This window comes from Flaviflexus massiliensis (genome assembly GCF_001375495.1).
In the GTDB taxonomy this organism is placed as follows: domain Bacteria; phylum Actinomycetota; class Actinomycetes; order Actinomycetales; family Actinomycetaceae; genus Flaviflexus; species Flaviflexus massiliensis.
The window spans coordinates 43,757-59,374 of the sequence record NZ_LN831056.1; the positions used below are offsets into that span (position 1 = coordinate 43,757).

The window sequence follows — 15,618 nt, forward strand, 5'->3', positions numbered from 1 at the left end:
ACTAGTCAGTTATTCATTGCTCATTAGTCGGTTCCGCCGTGGCGGGTGTTGACCTCGGCCAGCTGGTTGTAAACATCTTCCTTCACGAGTGCGAGGAAGGCGTTCTCAAATACCTGGTAGTAATCGGAGTAGATGGCGTGGTTCTCCATGTTCGGTTCGATGAATCCGTGGGTGTGAACCATGGCGTCGATCGCCGTGTCGATGTCGGGGAGCTGGCCGGCACCGACCGCACCGAGGATGGCTGCGCCGAGAACCGCGCATTCGGAGACCTTGAGTCGTTCGACCCTGCGTCCGTAGATGTCGGCCTGCATCTGGCTCCAGAACAGGGACTTTGCGCCACCGCCCGAGAGGCGGATGGTGTCGAAGGGGCGTCCGAGGGCCCCCTCCATGGCCTCCACCGCCATCCTCAACTCGTACACAACACCCTCGAGGACTGCGCGGGCGGTGTGCTTGCGGGTGTGGATTTGGGTGAGCCCCAGCATTCCTCCGCGCGCATTATCGTGGAAGTGCGGGTTTGCTTGGGAGTTGAAGAACGGGAAGAACAGCAGACCATCGCTGCCCACGGGAGCATCGGCTGCCTCGAGCGTGATGATGTCGTATGGGTTCAGGTCGAGGGCCTTGGCGGCTTCGACCTCGGGCTGGCCGTAGGTGTCGCGCCACCAACGCAGGACGGCACCCGCGGCGTGGGCAGTTCCTTCCATGTCCCACCTTCCGGGGATGGCGTGAGCACCGAAGGAGACACCGCTCTCGAGGTTCGCGACCATGTCCGGGGCCTCGTCGAGTTGGGCGACCATGACGGCCGCGGTGCCCATGGATAGCTCCGCCATGCCCGCCTTGTTGACTCCCGAGCCGACCGCGGCGCACTGCTGGTCGCCACCGCCGGGGCTCAGAACTGTGCCTTCTGCGAAGCCGGTTGCTGCCGCGCCCTCTGCCGATAGTGTGCCCACTGCGGTGAGTTCCTGAATCATGGGTGGCATCTTGTCGAGGTCCAGCCCAGCCTTTTCAAACAGGACTGGGGCGTAGTCGAGGGTCTGGATGTCGAACATGCCGTTGTAGTTGAGTGCCGAGGGGTTCGCGAACACTTGCGAGGAACCAAGACGGTTGAGGATCCACTCCTGGCCGTTGACGAACTTCCAGGTCTTGTCGTAAATCTTGGGACGGTTGTCCTTCAGCCACTTGAGTTTGGGGTAGACCCACAGGCTTGAGGGATTGAGTCCGGTGATCTTGGTGTACTCATCCGCTCCGATCGTGTCGCTGATCCACTGAGTTTCCTTTGTCGCCCTGCCATCCGACCACACGATGGCATCCATGAGCGGCGCCCAGTTATTGTCGACCGGTACGAACGAGCCACGCTGGGACGAGACACCGATCGAGACAACGTCTCGGATGTCTCCCTTGAATCTGCTTGTTGCCTGCTTGGCGGCGGTGACAAGACCGGACCACAGTTCTTCCATGTCCTGATCCACCCAGCCGGGGTGCGGATGCTTCGTGCGATACTCGGCGTAACCGCTACTCATGATATTTCCGGAACCGTCGAAGATCATGACGGTTGTGCCTGTTGTTCCCGCGTCGATGCCGGCAAAATACTTGGTCATTCTTACCTCTCACAGTTGAAACCACGATGTTTCAATTGGTGCCTTGCGAAGAAGGAGTGTCGCAATGTTTGGGAGAGCACCTGGTCGGCAGTCAACTTGGCCAACCACTGTCACCATAGCAAAGATATAATTTCGTTGTATAGATAAAGAAATAGGTCAGTTTCTTTGCTCCGAAGTGCAGATTTGTTGCGCATAAGCACTATTTTCTGTCTACTCGGTCGCGGCGAGGATTAGAGAAGTCCTGTGCCTGGCGCAAGAAGAGCTCCTTATGGCAGGCGCAGGACTTATAGCGATGTCTTCGTTTTCTTGTTTCTTGCTATGCAGATTTCAGGAAGCGGGTGACTTCCTCGATGCCGATTTCCACAGAAGTCTGCATCGTGTCCGCGGATGTGCACGCTAGGTGCGAGACAAGCGTGATGTTGTCGAGTTCGAGGAATTCATGCTTGGGATCTCAGTCCCTGAATCAGAGTGGATGCAATGGCGTCGTTCAAGACGGTGATCGCCTCAAAAACCCAGCGCAAAGGGCAATTCATTAGCCGGCTGTTTGTCAAGCAATTTCTGCGAGTTGCCGTTTGTTTCTGGTTGGCTCACCTTAGTTCTTGGTGAGAGGTGTGGCAGCGCAGGCTCGTGACCAGCATCTCTATTAGGGCGTGGGCAATTTGTCCGTTCTGTTGCCGCGCAAGAGTTTACCCCGTGTTCTTTTTGCTCTGCTACCGTGAACGCGGTTCTGCCGTTCCCAACCCCTGGTTGTTCTGCTGCAAAGTTGGAGTAGTTGTCATGCGAGTTTCTCGTCGTTTAGTAAATGTTGATCGTCATGGATCGACTGCTGTTTTTCATACGAATGCGGTTGATATTCGTGTTCTTTTCGTGACGAACGATATTCTTCGGATCCGAGCCGGCTTCGACGGTGACTTCCAGGAAGCTTCCTACTCACTTGTGACGACCGCGTGGAAAGACGAGTTCGACGAGGTCATGGTGGGGGAGCGCAATCGTATTGAGCCAGCCTCGTTTGAGCTCATTGAAAAGGACACGATGGTGGTTCTGCAGGGGGAGCGACTCCGAGTTGAAGCCGATCGTGAACCCTTTATCCTGCGAGTGCTGGATGAGGATGGTGAAGTCCTCCATTCCGACACCCCGGACCTCGCCTACCGTGAGGACCGCAATGGGAGAAGGCTCCACACCTCCCAGATTCTTGAGGATGATCGCTTCTACGGTTTCGGCGAGAAGGCGGGTGAGCTCAACAAGTTTGGTCACCTGCTGACGATGAACCCGCAGGACTCGATGGGCTACGACCCGATCAAGACTGACTCCCTGTACAAGCACATTCCGTTCTACATCAAGCTTGGATCAGTGAGCCGCCGTGCAGTCGGCTACTTCTACCACGGCTCCTATACATGTGACTTCGACATGGGGAAGTCGAAATCAAACTACTGGCAGCGTTCCTCCACCTACCGCACTGACGGTGGGGATGTTGACCTGTTCATCATTGCCGGCCCCAAGATCCGGGACATTGTCAGTCGCTTCACGTACCTGACGGGACGCTCGGCACTGCTGCCCAAGCAGGCTCTCGGATATCTCGGCTCCAGCATGTACTACCCCGAGCTCGACGAGAACTGTGACGATGCGATCGTCGAGTTTGTGGACACGACGAAGCGGAAGGGATTCCCGGCGGATGGCTTCCAGCTGTCCTCGGGCTTCAACCAGCAGGAGACCTCCGAGGGGCTCAAGCGGTGCGTGCTCACGTGGAATAATCGCCGATTCCCGGACCCGGAAGATTTTTTTGCTCGCATGGAAGAGCGCGGGATCGTGGTGTCCCCGAACGTGAAGCCGGGCGTGCTTCTCGTTCATCCCGACATGGATGAATTCGTCGCTGAGCAGATCTTCGTCAAGGAAGCGGACTCAGACGACCCGGCACCGGCGCGCTGGTGGGGTGGACCCGGGCACCTCGTTGACTTCACCGACCCGCATGCTCGCGATGTGTGGAAGAAGAAGCTGACCGAACAGATTCTTGATCGCGGCACCCTGTCGGTCTGGAATGACAACTGCGAATACGACTCGATCGTGGACCTTGACTCGCGAGTGCACGCTGAGGGTGTGGGCGGGACGATTGCCGAATACAAACCCGTCATGTCCAACCTCATGTGCAAGCTCACCATCGACGCCATTGAAGAGAAGGATCCCGAGATCCGCCCCTTCGTTGTATGCCGCTCGGGACACACGGGGATCCAGCGCTACGCCCAGACCTGGGCCGGTGACAACAGGACCTCATGGGATTCGCTCAAGTACAACATTGCGACCATCCTCGGCATGGGCCTATCCGGGGTTGCAAACCACGGCTGCGACATTGGTGGCTTCGCAGGCCCGGCTCCGGAAGGGGAGCTGCTGGTCCGGTGGATCCAGAATGGCATCTTCCAGCCCCGCTTCTCCGTGCACTCGGCTTCCGATGACAACACGGTGACTGAACCGTGGATGTACTCGGGTCTGACCGACACGATCAGGGATGCGATGAAGCTCCGCTACCGCATGTTCCCCTACCTATACAGCCTCATGGTGCGTGCACACGAGACGGGGCTGCCGATCATGGAGGCACTCGCGAGCGCCTTCCAGAACGATCCTGGCATGGACAACGAGGGCGTGGACTTCATGTTTGGCGACTCCCTCCTGATTGCCAACGTGGTTGAGAAGGGGCAGGCCTTGCGTCCCGTCCGGTTCCCGATGGGTGCCGACTTTGCGGACTACGTGTCGCGGGCCGTCCACGAGGGCGGGACCGGCATTGAAGTTCCCGTGGAACTCTCAACCATCCCGATGTTCCTGAAGTCTGGTGGGATTGTTCCGATGGCGGACCATGACCTCATGTCCTTTGGTAAGGATTCTGTGACCGGCTGGCATATTCTTTGCTTCCCGCGCGAGGACGGTCAGTTCACGATTGTTGAAGATGACGGTGTGACGAAGGGCTACGAGTTGGGTGAGGTGCGTAAGAGCACGATCACCATGACCGCGGGCGACTGGGTGGTTCTCGATGTTGCTGTCGAGGGAGACTATCCGACCACGGTGGAACGAGTCCGTTACGACCTCGTGGCGCCCGAGAAGGCGCCGTTCTGGGTGAAGCTCGATGATGAGGTGCTCCACCATTTCCAGGATCGTGACGCATTCGAAGAAGCGCCTTCTGGCTGGTACTACTCGCAGACCAAGAAATCCGTTCAAGTGAAGTTCCCGAACCCGGCAGGTTCTTACCGGGTGACGGTTTCGTTCGACAAGTTCGATCTAGTCGGGATGTAGTTCTCGAGAAAGTGATGGTTATGGCAAAGGTGCGACCATTCCTGGCGCTTTCCCTCGCCGCCGCGATGCTCGCGGCATGTGCGGGGGAGGGCGCTCAGGATAGTAGCGAGGCCACGGCAGAGGACCCGATGGTTCTCATGCTGGCCCACAATTTATCTACCGACCACGTGACATCCGTGGCACTGTCGGACTTTGCTGACATGGTTGAGGAGAACACGGACGGTCGTATCACCGTCCAGATCTACCCCAACGGTCAGCTTGGCTCCGAAACCGAAGTGATCGAGCAGCTCCGTGCCGACATTCTCGACATGACTCGCGTGTCCGCGCCGGGCCTGTCGGGATACAACGAGGGCTACCACGCGTTCGGCCTGCCCTACATCTTCGACGACCAGGAGCACTACTACGCCTCCATGGATTCGGATGAGATGAGGGAGTTCTTCATGTCGTCCTACGACGACGGATTCGTGGGACTCACCTACTACACGTCGGGTTCCCGCTCCTTCTATGCCAATAAGGAAATCCGTACCCCGGATGACCTGAAAGGCATGAAGATCCGTGTCCAGGACATGCGGTCTCAGACCGACATGATGCATGCGCTCGGCGGTACACCCGTCGTCATCCCGTTCGGTGACATTTACACCTCGCTCCAGACCGGCATCATTGACGGTGCCGAATCGAACGAGACCGCGCTGACCCAGTCGAGCCACGGTGACGTGTCGAAGATCTTCTCCTACGACGAGCACTCGATGATTCCGGACATGCTCATCATGTCCACCGCCACGTGGGACAGCCTGTCTGCCGAGGATCAGGATGCGATCATTGAGGCCGCCATCGAGTCGACCGAGGCCCACAAGATTGCATGGGATGAGGAGATTGAGGCCGCGAAGATCGAGGCCGAAGAAGAGATGGGTGTGACGTTCATTGAGGACGTCGACAAGGAAGCCTTCCAGGAGGCAACCGCGCCCATGATTGATCAGTACGTGAGTGAATATCCGCTCGTTGGGGATGTTCTGGACATTGTGGAGGGTGCACGATGAGCATGACCACGACACACAGGTACTTCCTGGCCACGAAGAAGGCCCTGGCAGCGATCACGGGTTGGCTCACCGCCCTCCTGCTGATCATCATGACCGCGCTCGTGATCTACCAGGTGTTCACCCGTTACGTTCTCAACTCTCCCGCTGACTTCACGGAAGAGCTCTCCCGCTACATGCTGATCTGGACCGGCTTCATTGGGGGTGCGTACGCGTTCGTCACCCGCCAGCACATCGCCCTGCTCCTGTTCCGCAACAATCTGCCCTTCGAGAAGAAGCGGTACGTCATGGTCTTCACCGACCTCATCGTGTTCGCTTTCGCCCTTCTCGTCATTGTGATCGGTGGCACCCAGCTTGCCATCAGCGCCGCGGGCGACCCCTCAGCCCTGCTCGGAATCCCGCGCGGCCTCGTGTACGCTGTCGCCCCCATCGCCGGCGTCTTCATCGCGATCACCCAGATCATCAACATGTGGGAATCCTGGACGGGGAATGTGCTCCTCGAGGAAGAGGAGGACGACTGATCATGAGCGTCGGAATCGTTATCGCCGTACTCTTCGGCGTCTTTGCAGTGCTGCTCTTCATGGGCGCACCCATCTCCATCTCCATCGTTGTCTCCTCCCTGGTGACAACCCTCTTCACCCTCCCCTGGGACCAGGCCACGTTCATCATCATGCAGAAGATGAACAACGGGCTCGACTCCTTCTCCCTCCTTGCCGTGCCACTGTTTATCTTGGCGGGCAACATCATGAACAACGGCGGTATCGCACGCAGGCTCATTAACCTCGCGCTTGTCATCGCCGGCCGCATCCCCGGATCCCTCGCCCAAACCAACGTCGTGGGCAACATGCTCTTCGGAGCACTCTCCGGATCCGCCGTTGCAGCTGCCGCCGCTATTGGTGGCACGATGCAGAAGATGGAACGCGAGCAGGGCTACAACCGTGGCTTCGGTGCGGCCGTCAACGTCGCATCAGCACCCGCAGGACTCCTCATCCCGCCCACCACGGCATTCATCGTCTACTCGACCATCGCCGGCGGTGTCTCGATCTCGGCACTGTTCATGGCGGGAGTCATTCCCGGCATCCTCCTTGGTGCAGTCTCGATGATCATCGCCTTTGTGTATGCCAAGAAGGAAAAGTACCCCACATCGGAGCGCGTCACCGCCTCGGTCGCACTCAAGACCTTCGTTGACGCGATCCCCAGCCTCCTCCTCATCGTCGTTGTCGTTGGAGGTATTGCTGCGGGTATCTTCACCGCAACCGAAGGTGCGGGCATTGCAGTTCTTTACTGCCTGATACTGTCGATCATCTACCGCACCATCAACCTTGAGGTGCTGAAGAAGATGCTCATGACCACGGCAGGCACCTCCGGCATGATCCTCTTCCTCATCGCAGGATCGGGAGCCATGTCATGGGTGATGGCGTTCACCGGAATCCCGGGAGCGATCGCGGACGCGATCCTCTCCGTCTCTGACAATCAGCTCGTCATCTTCCTGCTCATGAACGTCATCCTCCTGGTTGTTGGCATGTTCCTCGACATCACGCCAGCAATCCTCATCTTCACGCCGATCTTCCTCCCCATCGCAACCAGCCTGGGAATGGACCCGGTCCACTTCGGCGTGGTTCTCGTCCTCAACATGTGCATCGGCACCATGACTCCGCCCGTCGGCTCCGTCCTGTTCGTCTCCATCGGAGTCTTCAGGACCACGATGGAAGAAGTTGTGGCGAAGCTCTGGCCCTTCCTCATCGGAGCGATCGTGCTCCTCCTCGTCATCACCTACGCAGCACCACTGTCCATGTGGCTACCAGGGGTGATGGGACTCCTCTAATAGAGAGAGTGTCCCGGCCGGCAGGGGCACGGACACTCTCAACCCGCCGCGATCTAGCTGTATCGCACGCATGCAGAAGCGCGTTCGTCACCATGACGGGCGCGCTTCTGGTTTCAGAACAGTTGATGTCAGCTCGCCCCACGTCAGGTGGCAGAGTACTTCAGCTGTGCTCACTGCGGTAAGGCCTTGCAGTTTCAGGTCGTGATAGTGGAGGACGGGCGGAGGGTGGTTTCACGATGGATGAGTTCCCCGGGCAGTATCTGCCGGACCTCGTCAACGGGAGTTGACCTGGCAGCAAGGATGTCGATGGCAAGGTTTGTTGCCCGGCGGGCTGGCAGTCGGATCGTTGATAGTTGAGGTCTGGTTTGGGAAGGTAGTGCATCATCGCAACCAACGAGGAGAATATCGTCAGGAATGCGCAGACCTCGACTCTCGATCCCGTGCATAACACCGTGGGCAATAACGTCGTCAAAGGCAACAATTGCATCTGGGCCGGTCTCAAGAATCTGGTCAACCATGCTCCGTGCGGCATAGTACGTGCCCGACTCGGCCGCAAGGCTCGTCGACGTGATCCCCAGGCTCTTGCACGTGGTTTCCACCGTGGTTCGCCTCTCGTACTCGGACCATGATCTGCGCGGCCCACCCACGTAAGTAATGGTGCGGCAGCCCTGATCGAAGAATCCACGAATTGCCTTGGCAATAGCGTCGGCCGTGCTGATCAAGACTCGAGCAAGACCCTCATGATCGGAATTAATGAGTACCAGCCTGGAGGCCTCGGCAATGTAGCGAAGCTCCTCGGCGGGCAGGCGCGGTGAGGCAACAACGATACTCTCGGTCTGCTGCCTCATCGTGGCCAGAATCTTGCGCTCGCGATCCGGATCGTTATCGGTTTCGGTCACGTACACGACCATGCCCTCCTGCTCAGCCCGCTTCTGGGCGGCACGAACCATGGGAGGGAAGAACGGGTTCGTAATATCCGGAACGCATAGGCCAATAACGCCGGAACGCCCGGTAATGAGAGCCCGGGCGTGAACATTGGGGATGTAGCCAAGCTCTTCAGCCTTCTCGTGAACCCGTTCGACGGTTGCTGGCAAAAGCCGGTGAGGTTCGTTGAAAGCGCGTGACACCGTGGAGGGGGCAACACCCAGGGCCTTGGCGACCTGGACGATCGTCGTTCTACCCGACATACCCCACCCCCATTCTTTCTGGCACTCTACGTCACCCCGAGGCTTTGGAGGAGAGCTTCGGCTGCACCCTTCGCAAATGGTGCCGGCATGTCGTAATAGCGGTGAGCATCCACGACCTCGTATCCGCCTCGGTCGTACTCGCATTCGACCGGGAAGTAGCCCGGTACCCCGTCGCAGTATCCGAGGACCATGGATCGAGCTCCGTAGTATTTCTTGAGGCGCACAGCGCAATCCAGGAACGGTTCCCCGGGCAGGGTCAACACGGACGCGTTTCCAATCTGTATGTGGCACGTGCGTGCCTGCCAGGAGAGAGGGTGGGTGGGGGACCACCGGTTCGCCCAATCAATCCAGATCTGCATGACTTCACTGCCCGGCTGCCACTGAGCGACAGCTTCCTGCCACTCGATAGCTCTCGCCCTCACCTCTGCTTGACTCAAGTTCTCCAGCGGAACGGCGACCTCGTTCGAGGAGCTAGTGACAGTGTCTCCAATGGGCTCAAATGAGGAGGATGCGACTGCCTTTGCAAGGAGCCGGCCAATCCGTTCTGCCTCGTCCATAGTTCGCAATGAGGAAGCGGATTCTTGGTAGGAGTCTTCTGCTCGATGACCAGTATTGATGTCACCCGCACATCCGGTCATGAAAACACAGGTTCCACCCAGCTCCTTTTCAACCTGAGTGCGCAAGAAGTGCGGGTAGTCGCCGCTGATGAGAGTGTTCTTGGCGTCTAAGACCACGGGGTGACAGGGATAGCTGACCAGCGTGGCAAGAACGGTCCCGTCGTGGGTTGCTTTCAGGCAGGTGATGGGCGGATCGACGTCCCTCCCGTCCCGCCTATTCTTCGCAATCCCAACACCGGTCGTGCTGGAGAATTCGACCTTGCACTCGACTCGTGCTTCCCATGCGGTCACAATGCTGCGGTGCGCGGCCTCCACGACCTGCTGAAGCACCTCGGAGGAGTGAGCGCCAAGTCCGCGCAGAGTGACGTTGGGGCCCGAATGGGTGTGCGTTGCAGCAACGATCACTTCGACCAACCCGGTCTCCCTCAAGGCTCGCTCCCGAATGCGTGCACACGTGTCCTCGTGCAGCGCACACGCATCGACAGCTACGAAAGACACAGTGTCGAAAATGATGGTGCGAATGCTCGTAGGGTCGTGAACTCCGGTCGATGTCCCGGTCCGGGCGGCGAATCCGGCCATCGGAGTTCCATGCGGAACATCGACCGTCACCGTTGCAACTGCGACCTTCACAGGATGGTCTTTCCGGCCTGAATGACGCTGAGAACCTGAGCCTTATCATCGAGGGTGATGATGTCGGCGGGATAGCCAACCTCGATCTTGCCCCTGGGGCTAGCTCCCATGCGTTGGGCAAGCCGGGCCGGATGCGACACTGCCATCGTCAAAACTCTGTCGAGTGAGAACGGAGTATTCGCAAGCGTATAGCGCACAACATTGAGCAGGTTCACTCCCGAGCCTGCCAAGAGCCCGCTCGAGGTTTGCTCGAGCCGGCCATTCTCGAACAGTTCAACGTCCCCACCGATATCGTTTTTGTACCGGCCGGGGGTGGTGCCTGCAAGCATCGCCGAGTCCGAGACCAAGAAAGATTTATCTCCCTTGGCGCGGATCAACGCGGTCAGGGTTTCGGGTGGAAGGTGGTGACCATCCCCAATAAAGCCAGCATCGAGACGATCATTGGCTAACTGTGCCCAGATTGGATTTGGGTGACGGGGCAGAGTTGCGAAGATCCCGTTCCCCAGGTGAGTTGCAAGGCTCGCACCTGCCGTTGCTGCCTCTTGAATCTGCTCGGTCGTGGCGTGAGTGTGGCCGATCGCGACGTGGATGCCAAGATTGCGGATGAGGTGGATCTGCTCTGCCGAGTTCTCCCAGTGCGGTGACACGGTGACGTATCCGAGCGGGCCGTGTGCCATCCACCGTTCGACTTCGCGAGAATCAATCGGTCGGATCTGCTCGAGTGGGTGCGCGCCGCGAGGACCGTCCTGGTCGGAGATAAAAGGTCCTTCGACATGAACAAAAGGCACGGCATGGTCGATGATTGGTGAGCTCTTCTTCGCCTCCGACACGATCGCGAGAGACCGTGAGATTGTTTCTTCGCTGGCGGAGATAATGGTGGGAATCCAGGTTGTGACACCCACCTGTACAAGCTTCTGGGTGATGGCTTCGATCGCCTCGACTGATGCTTCTTCACCGTTGACGTCGTAACCGCCGTAACCATTGACCTGCAGGTCAATCAGCCCGGAAGAAAGCCACGGAAGATCCTCGCCATCGATTTTTTCTACCGACTCGATCCTGTCGCCGTATGTGACCGACAGGCCCTCTCCGGTCTTCGGGTCGCGCCCAACCACAGTTCTCATAGATGCTTCACCCTTGTCGTAAACCGGTCAATAAACCGGCCGTTTGCTTCGTCTCCTCCGGGCGCATTCCCACTACGCCAGATCGGCACCTCCACACCTCGGTCTACGAGCCGTTCTATTGTTTCGAGAACCAGCCAGTTGAGAGAGAAAGCATTCGCAAAGGTTGAGCTGGGGCCGCTCGCTTCAAGGCTACCTGGCACTTCAACGAGAGCGTCTCCGATCGGCACCTTCGTATCGATGTGAGCATCGACGAGGTCATGGAGGTTGTGTTTGGTCGGGTGGCGGGCAGGATGATCGGGAGCGGTTGAGTCCGCATGGCGACGGGAAGAGATCCCGATCGTCGTCACTCCCAGCTCCCTGGCACGCAGCGCGGCATCGATCAACGCGGAGTTGATGCCATAGGCATTGACAAGGATGAGGACATCGCCTGGGCCAAGGTGATAGTTGTCGACCACGACCTTTCCATAGCTCGGGGTGCGTTCGATCGCCATCGAGCGCAACGCACCCGAAGATAGGAGTGTGCCCTCGTCCAGCATCGCTGACATGTGCATGAGACCGCCCGCCCGGAAGAATACTTCCTGAGAGGCCAGGTTGGAGTGCCCTCCGGGGCCGTAGATGTGGACGAGGCGGTCTGCGGCGATCTGTTCCGCTAAGATCTCCGCGGCGCGAGCAACACTGTCCTTTTCCTCATCGCGGATCGTGGCCATGAGAGACGTGACCGCGTCAAAGTACGTGTTTCCCCAATCAGTCATGTGGGTAAGCCTCCCTGTCGACGTAGAGATGAGCATCGGGATGCAATTTGAGCGCGGTGCCGGGAATCATCGGATCGGGCTCGTTTCCAATCGTATTGGTGACTGCCTGCCGTTTCGCGGAAGTGGGAACGGAGCAGATGATGTGGTGCGCGTTGAGGAGACGCGGGATGGTGACGGTTGTTGCCTGGCTCGGAACCGAGTCAACATCGGGGAAATGCCCCTCATCAACCTGCTGCTTCCGGGACTCGTACGACAGGTCGACAACCTCAACCGAGCGGGGCGCATGGAAGTCGGCGGGTGGATCGTTGAAGGCGAGGTGCGCGTTCACACCCAGCCCGCAGAGCGTTACGTCGAATGGGGCATCGCCCATGAGCTCCGCATAGTTTGCGGCCGCATCCTCCGGTGGGAGGCTCATGTCCATCCGGTGGAAGTTGCCAACGGCAGGGAGGGAAGAGAGGAAGTTGGTGATGAGCCACTTGCCAAACCCAACCGGATGCTCCGGGTCGAGTCCGAGATAGTCATCCATGTGGAAGAAATCGATTCGTGAGAAGTCGAGATCGCTCCGGGTAAGTGTCTTGAGGGTGTGGAGCTGGCTTGGGGCCGCTGCCAACATGACCCGTGCCCGGCCACCGGATTGAAGAGCGGAGTTGAGGATCTGTGCTGCATGGTTTCCTGCAACCTGCCCAGCCTCCTGTGCTGTTGGGAACGGATGTACGTGAAGGGGAAATGTTTCCATTATTGTCCTTGCTTGGTGAGTCGGTTGAGAAACAGGAGTGAGCGGGCAATGTGCATCGGGTCCTTCACCGGTAGCGCCACCACGCTATTAAGGGGCAAACCCTCCCGCGTGCGAATCTGAATCCACTCGTGTCCCTTCTCGGGGAAGACACGCATGGTCCAGTCGTTTATCTGCCGGCTCCACGAGCGCAACTCATAATTGTCGGTGAGCTGGGCGAGAAGAGCGGTGCCGTACATGGCTTCCGAATGGACCCACCACAGCTTCGTATCCCAGGTCTCGAGGACGAGTTTCTCGTAGGGGCCGGGATCTGTATCCAGGAGTGGCCCGGTTGGCACCCCACCATCCTGATCCGTGTAGCGGAGCATCCCGCCTTGCTGAGGATCCCAGCCGATTTCGCATGCCCGTAGCGCGAGCCTCGCGAGCTGATCGATGTCGACGGGAAGATTCTCGCCACGCTCTCGCGCTTGGATCGAGGCGTGGATGATCATCCACGCGAGTTCGATGAGATGACCGGGGGTGCGGTGGCGAGCGAGCAGTGTCTCCTTCCGATCCGGGGTCAGAGGTTGGAACTCCCACCAGGAATCCTGGTGGAGCATCCCGCCCCTGCCCAGCAGCGCATCGAGTGCCCACTGCTGGGCCTCACGCGCCACCTCGCTATGAGCATCCGCCCTCAGGTGTTCGGACGATGCATGGAGCAGAGTCATCGGCCCCGCCAGATCACGAAACCCAGACGGGACAGGGTAGGGCTCGCTCAGGGCAGAACCATCACGAATGGACGAATGAGCGGTCTGCAGAATCAAGTTGGCTTGCGTCTGCCAGTCGGAGACAGAGTCGTCGTTGTGCCGTTTGGTGTCGTCTCGCCCTTCGGCGAGGGCTGAGCGGATGGCACCGCTCAGCCCCATGACAGCAAACAGGTCAGCGAAGACACTGGTGCTCACGTTCCCATCAGCGCCGCTTGGAAGATGCTCGCCGTCCCGAGTTGTGCGGAACGACGTCTGACCATCCCCAGTTAAAGAATGGGCAGACAGGAAGCGCCCCGTCCCGATCGCCCGCTCGTGCCACTGGCGGGGGTTGACGGACAGGAATCCGTTCTCGCCCTCGGTTGCGAGCTCGGACGCAAGCCAGGCCCACCGGCCCTGTGACCACGTGTACTTGGTTGTTTCCAGGAGATCGCCGTTATTGTCGAAGCAGGTGAGGACACCGTTTCCGTTGTCGTCTCCGTGCTCGACCCACCAGGGCAGGATTTCCTTCTCGAGATGGTTCTGCCAACGGGTCATGATGCCGGGGTTTCCTTTTCTGGGGAAATGGCAGGAACATCGTCATCTTCGCTCAAGGAATCGATGAGAGCATCCGTTTCCGGGGTGTTCTCTGGCTTGATGAAGCCAATGAGAGTGAAGGAGATGATGGTGACGAGAACCGGTGTAGCGACCGTGAACGCATCCGCGTTGTTGCCCAGGGTCGGGATCCAGTCATCGAGAATGTAGCGGTTGCTCGCGAACATGATGAGTCCGAGTGCGGTGGAAATGAGAGCTGCGGACGAGCCGGACCTACGGAAGAACGGAAGCATGCCGAACAGCATGGGCACCGCGACCGGGCCGACCAGGGCGCCGAACCAGAGAATGAGGAGGCCAAGGACACCACCGAAGCTATCCGAGGCGAGGGCGATACCCATCGACAGGGAGATAAACAGGAAGGTGATGAAGCGGCTGAACCACAGCTCAGTCTTCTCGGGCAGGAACGACCTGTTCTTGCGGAACATGGGGATGATATCGCGCACCACGACCGAGGCGATGGCGTTCGAGTCGGACGAGGTCATGGCCATCGTATGGGCAAACATGCCGGCGAGAACCAGGCCGATCAGCCCGTGGGGGAGCAGCTCGGTTGTGAGCAGTGCATAGGACTGTTCGGGATCTTCGAGACCCGGCAGGATAATTGGTGCGGCCCACATGGGGAAGAACAGTACCAGCGGCCAAATCAAGTACAGGGCTCCCGAGAAGATCATCGAGCGGCGAGCTTCCTTGCCGTTTTCGGTCGAGATCATGCGCATCGCCAGGTTCCAGGTACCACCGTTGTACGACAGTGTCGTGATGACGATGTAGGCGAGGAAGAACCAGAGAGTCAAGTTGCCGTTGAAAGGCTGGGCATGCTCCGGTGGCAGCTCCTGCCACATCGTGAACGGAGTCGATACACCATCGAGACGTGTCATGACAGCGACCGCAAGAGCAATAGCTGCAACGAGCTGGATGATGAACTGGCCAAGGTCGGTCAAGACGTCAGCCCAGATACCACCAATCGTCGAGTACACCATGGTGACGCCACCGACGAGGAGGATTCCCCAGCCAAGGGGAATGCCGGCAAAAACATAGAGGAGGATGGCGCTCGCGGACCATTTCGCAGCGACATCAAAGACCTTGAGAAGTGCGCCGGACCAGGCGAGTAGCTGTTCGGTAGCGACATTGAAACGAGTGGACAGGTACTCAAGTGGGGAAATGATTCCCAACTTCTTGCGCAACCGCGGCCAGCGGGGAGCGAACCAGATTGCACCGATCGTACATGCCACCGTAATTGACAGGGCCCACCACACGTAGAGGGAGAAACCAGTCGTGTATGCGAGTGCCGCATAGCCCACGAACACTGCTGCCGAGTAGCCCGACATGTGGTGCGAAATACCAACGAGCCACCAGGGGATCTTGCCGCTGGCGACAAAGAAGTCAGAAGCATTCTTAATGCGGCTCTTGGCCCACCAACCGATGTAGACCATCAGTAGGAAATAGGCACCCACAACAAGCCAGTCGAGGAAATTCATGCGCGTTGCACCTCCATTGATTGCGTATTGTGCTTC

The 15,618-nt window shown here is 58.6% G+C and carries 12 protein-coding genes; 4 read left to right on the top strand and 8 right to left on the bottom strand.

Annotated elements, in window-relative coordinates; genetic code table 11:
- Positions 1 to 23: 23 nt before the first annotated feature.
- Positions 24 to 1,595 (bottom strand): FGGY-family carbohydrate kinase, encoded by a 1,572-nt coding sequence (locus BN1241_RS00285; RefSeq protein ID WP_054951771.1) that lies wholly within the window; start codon positions 1,593 to 1,595, stop codon positions 24 to 26.
- Between the two features lie 777 nt (positions 1,596 to 2,372).
- Here BN1241_RS00285 and BN1241_RS00290 point away from each other — a divergent pair.
- The 4 genes from BN1241_RS00290 to BN1241_RS00305 are packed head-to-tail and all read left to right on the top strand — an operon-like array spanning position 2,373 to position 7,733.
- Positions 2,373 to 4,874, top strand: a complete 2,502-nt coding sequence (locus BN1241_RS00290; protein WP_054951772.1) for a glycoside hydrolase family 31 protein — start codon at positions 2,373 to 2,375, stop codon at positions 4,872 to 4,874.
- 20 nt (positions 4,875 to 4,894) lie between these two features.
- Positions 4,895 to 5,911, top strand: a complete 1,017-nt coding sequence (locus BN1241_RS00295; protein WP_054951978.1) for a TRAP transporter substrate-binding protein — start codon at positions 4,895 to 4,897, stop codon at positions 5,909 to 5,911.
- Between the two features lie 2 nt (positions 5,912 to 5,913).
- Positions 5,914 to 6,429, top strand: a complete 516-nt coding sequence (locus BN1241_RS00300; RefSeq protein WP_054951979.1) for a TRAP transporter small permease — start codon at positions 5,914 to 5,916, stop codon at positions 6,427 to 6,429.
- A gap of 2 nt (positions 6,430 to 6,431) precedes the next feature.
- Positions 6,432 to 7,733 (top strand): TRAP transporter large permease, encoded by a 1,302-nt coding sequence (locus BN1241_RS00305; RefSeq protein ID WP_054951773.1) that lies wholly within the window; start codon positions 6,432 to 6,434, stop codon positions 7,731 to 7,733.
- Positions 7,734 to 7,927: 194 nt separating this feature from the next.
- Here the strand turns inward: BN1241_RS00305 and BN1241_RS00310 are convergent, their stop codons facing one another.
- Genes BN1241_RS00310 through BN1241_RS00340 form a run of 7 tightly spaced genes read right to left on the bottom strand, consistent with a single transcriptional unit; the run spans position 7,928 to position 15,582 of the window.
- The gene (locus BN1241_RS00310; protein WP_054951774.1) at positions 7,928 to 8,920 is read right to left on the bottom strand and encodes a LacI family DNA-binding transcriptional regulator; all 993 of its coding nucleotides are present in this window, start codon (positions 8,918 to 8,920) and stop codon (positions 7,928 to 7,930) included.
- 26 nt (positions 8,921 to 8,946) lie between these two features.
- Positions 8,947 to 10,167: a neutral/alkaline non-lysosomal ceramidase N-terminal domain-containing protein gene (locus BN1241_RS12665; RefSeq protein WP_054951775.1), complete on the bottom strand. Its 1,221-nt coding sequence runs from the start codon at positions 10,165 to 10,167 to the stop codon at positions 8,947 to 8,949.
- Positions 10,164 to 11,288 carry an N-acetylglucosamine-6-phosphate deacetylase gene (locus BN1241_RS00320; protein ID WP_077138204.1) on the bottom strand — a complete coding sequence of 375 codons (1,125 nt, stop codon included), beginning with the start codon at positions 11,286 to 11,288 and terminating at the stop codon, positions 10,164 to 10,166. The genes BN1241_RS12665 and BN1241_RS00320 overlap by 4 nt, the downstream gene beginning before the upstream one ends.
- Positions 11,285 to 12,040: a sugar isomerase domain-containing protein gene (locus BN1241_RS00325; protein WP_054951777.1), complete on the bottom strand. Its 756-nt coding sequence runs from the start codon at positions 12,038 to 12,040 to the stop codon at positions 11,285 to 11,287. The genes BN1241_RS00320 and BN1241_RS00325 overlap by 4 nt, the downstream gene beginning before the upstream one ends.
- Positions 12,033 to 12,776: a 6-phosphogluconolactonase gene (locus tag BN1241_RS00330; RefSeq protein WP_054951778.1), complete on the bottom strand. Its 744-nt coding sequence runs from the start codon at positions 12,774 to 12,776 to the stop codon at positions 12,033 to 12,035. The genes BN1241_RS00325 and BN1241_RS00330 overlap by 8 nt, the downstream gene beginning before the upstream one ends.
- Complete coding sequence (locus BN1241_RS00335; protein ID WP_054951779.1) at positions 12,776 to 14,053, bottom strand: AGE family epimerase/isomerase; 1,278 nt, start codon at positions 14,051 to 14,053, stop codon at positions 12,776 to 12,778. The genes BN1241_RS00330 and BN1241_RS00335 overlap by 1 nt, the downstream gene beginning before the upstream one ends.
- Positions 14,050 to 15,582 carry a sodium:solute symporter family protein gene (locus tag BN1241_RS00340; RefSeq protein ID WP_054951780.1) on the bottom strand — a complete coding sequence of 511 codons (1,533 nt, stop codon included), beginning with the start codon at positions 15,580 to 15,582 and terminating at the stop codon, positions 14,050 to 14,052. Before BN1241_RS00340 ends, BN1241_RS00335 begins: the two co-directional genes overlap by 4 nt.
- Positions 15,583 to 15,618 lie beyond the last annotated feature (36 nt).

What these genes read in the sequence shown, in the direction of transcription:
- BN1241_RS00300 (WP_054951979.1), top strand. Translation starts at nt 5,914, where the DNA reads ATGACCACGACACACAGGTACTTCCTGGCCACGAAGAAGGCCCTGGCA.
- BN1241_RS00290 (WP_054951772.1), top strand. Translation starts at nt 2,373, where the DNA reads ATGCGAGTTTCTCGTCGTTTAGTAAATGTTGATCGTCATGGATCGACT.
- BN1241_RS00285 (WP_054951771.1), bottom strand. Translation starts at nt 1,595, where the DNA reads ATGACCAAGTATTTTGCCGGCATCGACGCGGGAACAACAGGCACAACC.
- BN1241_RS00340 (WP_054951780.1), bottom strand. Translation starts at nt 15,582, where the DNA reads ATGAATTTCCTCGACTGGCTTGTTGTGGGTGCCTATTTCCTACTGATG.
- BN1241_RS00310 (WP_054951774.1), bottom strand. Translation starts at nt 8,920, where the DNA reads ATGTCGGGTAGAACGACGATCGTCCAGGTCGCCAAGGCCCTGGGTGTT.
- BN1241_RS00335 (WP_054951779.1), bottom strand. Translation starts at nt 14,053, where the DNA reads ATGACCCGTTGGCAGAACCATCTCGAGAAGGAAATCCTGCCCTGGTGG.
- BN1241_RS00325 (WP_054951777.1), bottom strand. Translation starts at nt 12,040, where the DNA reads ATGACTGATTGGGGAAACACGTACTTTGACGCGGTCACGTCTCTCATG.
- BN1241_RS00330 (WP_054951778.1), bottom strand. Translation starts at nt 12,776, where the DNA reads ATGGAAACATTTCCCCTTCACGTACATCCGTTCCCAACAGCACAGGAG.
- BN1241_RS00295 (WP_054951978.1), top strand. Translation starts at nt 4,895, where the DNA reads ATGGCAAAGGTGCGACCATTCCTGGCGCTTTCCCTCGCCGCCGCGATG.
- BN1241_RS00320 (WP_077138204.1), bottom strand. Translation starts at nt 11,288, where the DNA reads ATGAGAACTGTGGTTGGGCGCGACCCGAAGACCGGAGAGGGCCTGTCG.
- BN1241_RS00305 (WP_054951773.1), top strand. Translation starts at nt 6,432, where the DNA reads ATGAGCGTCGGAATCGTTATCGCCGTACTCTTCGGCGTCTTTGCAGTG.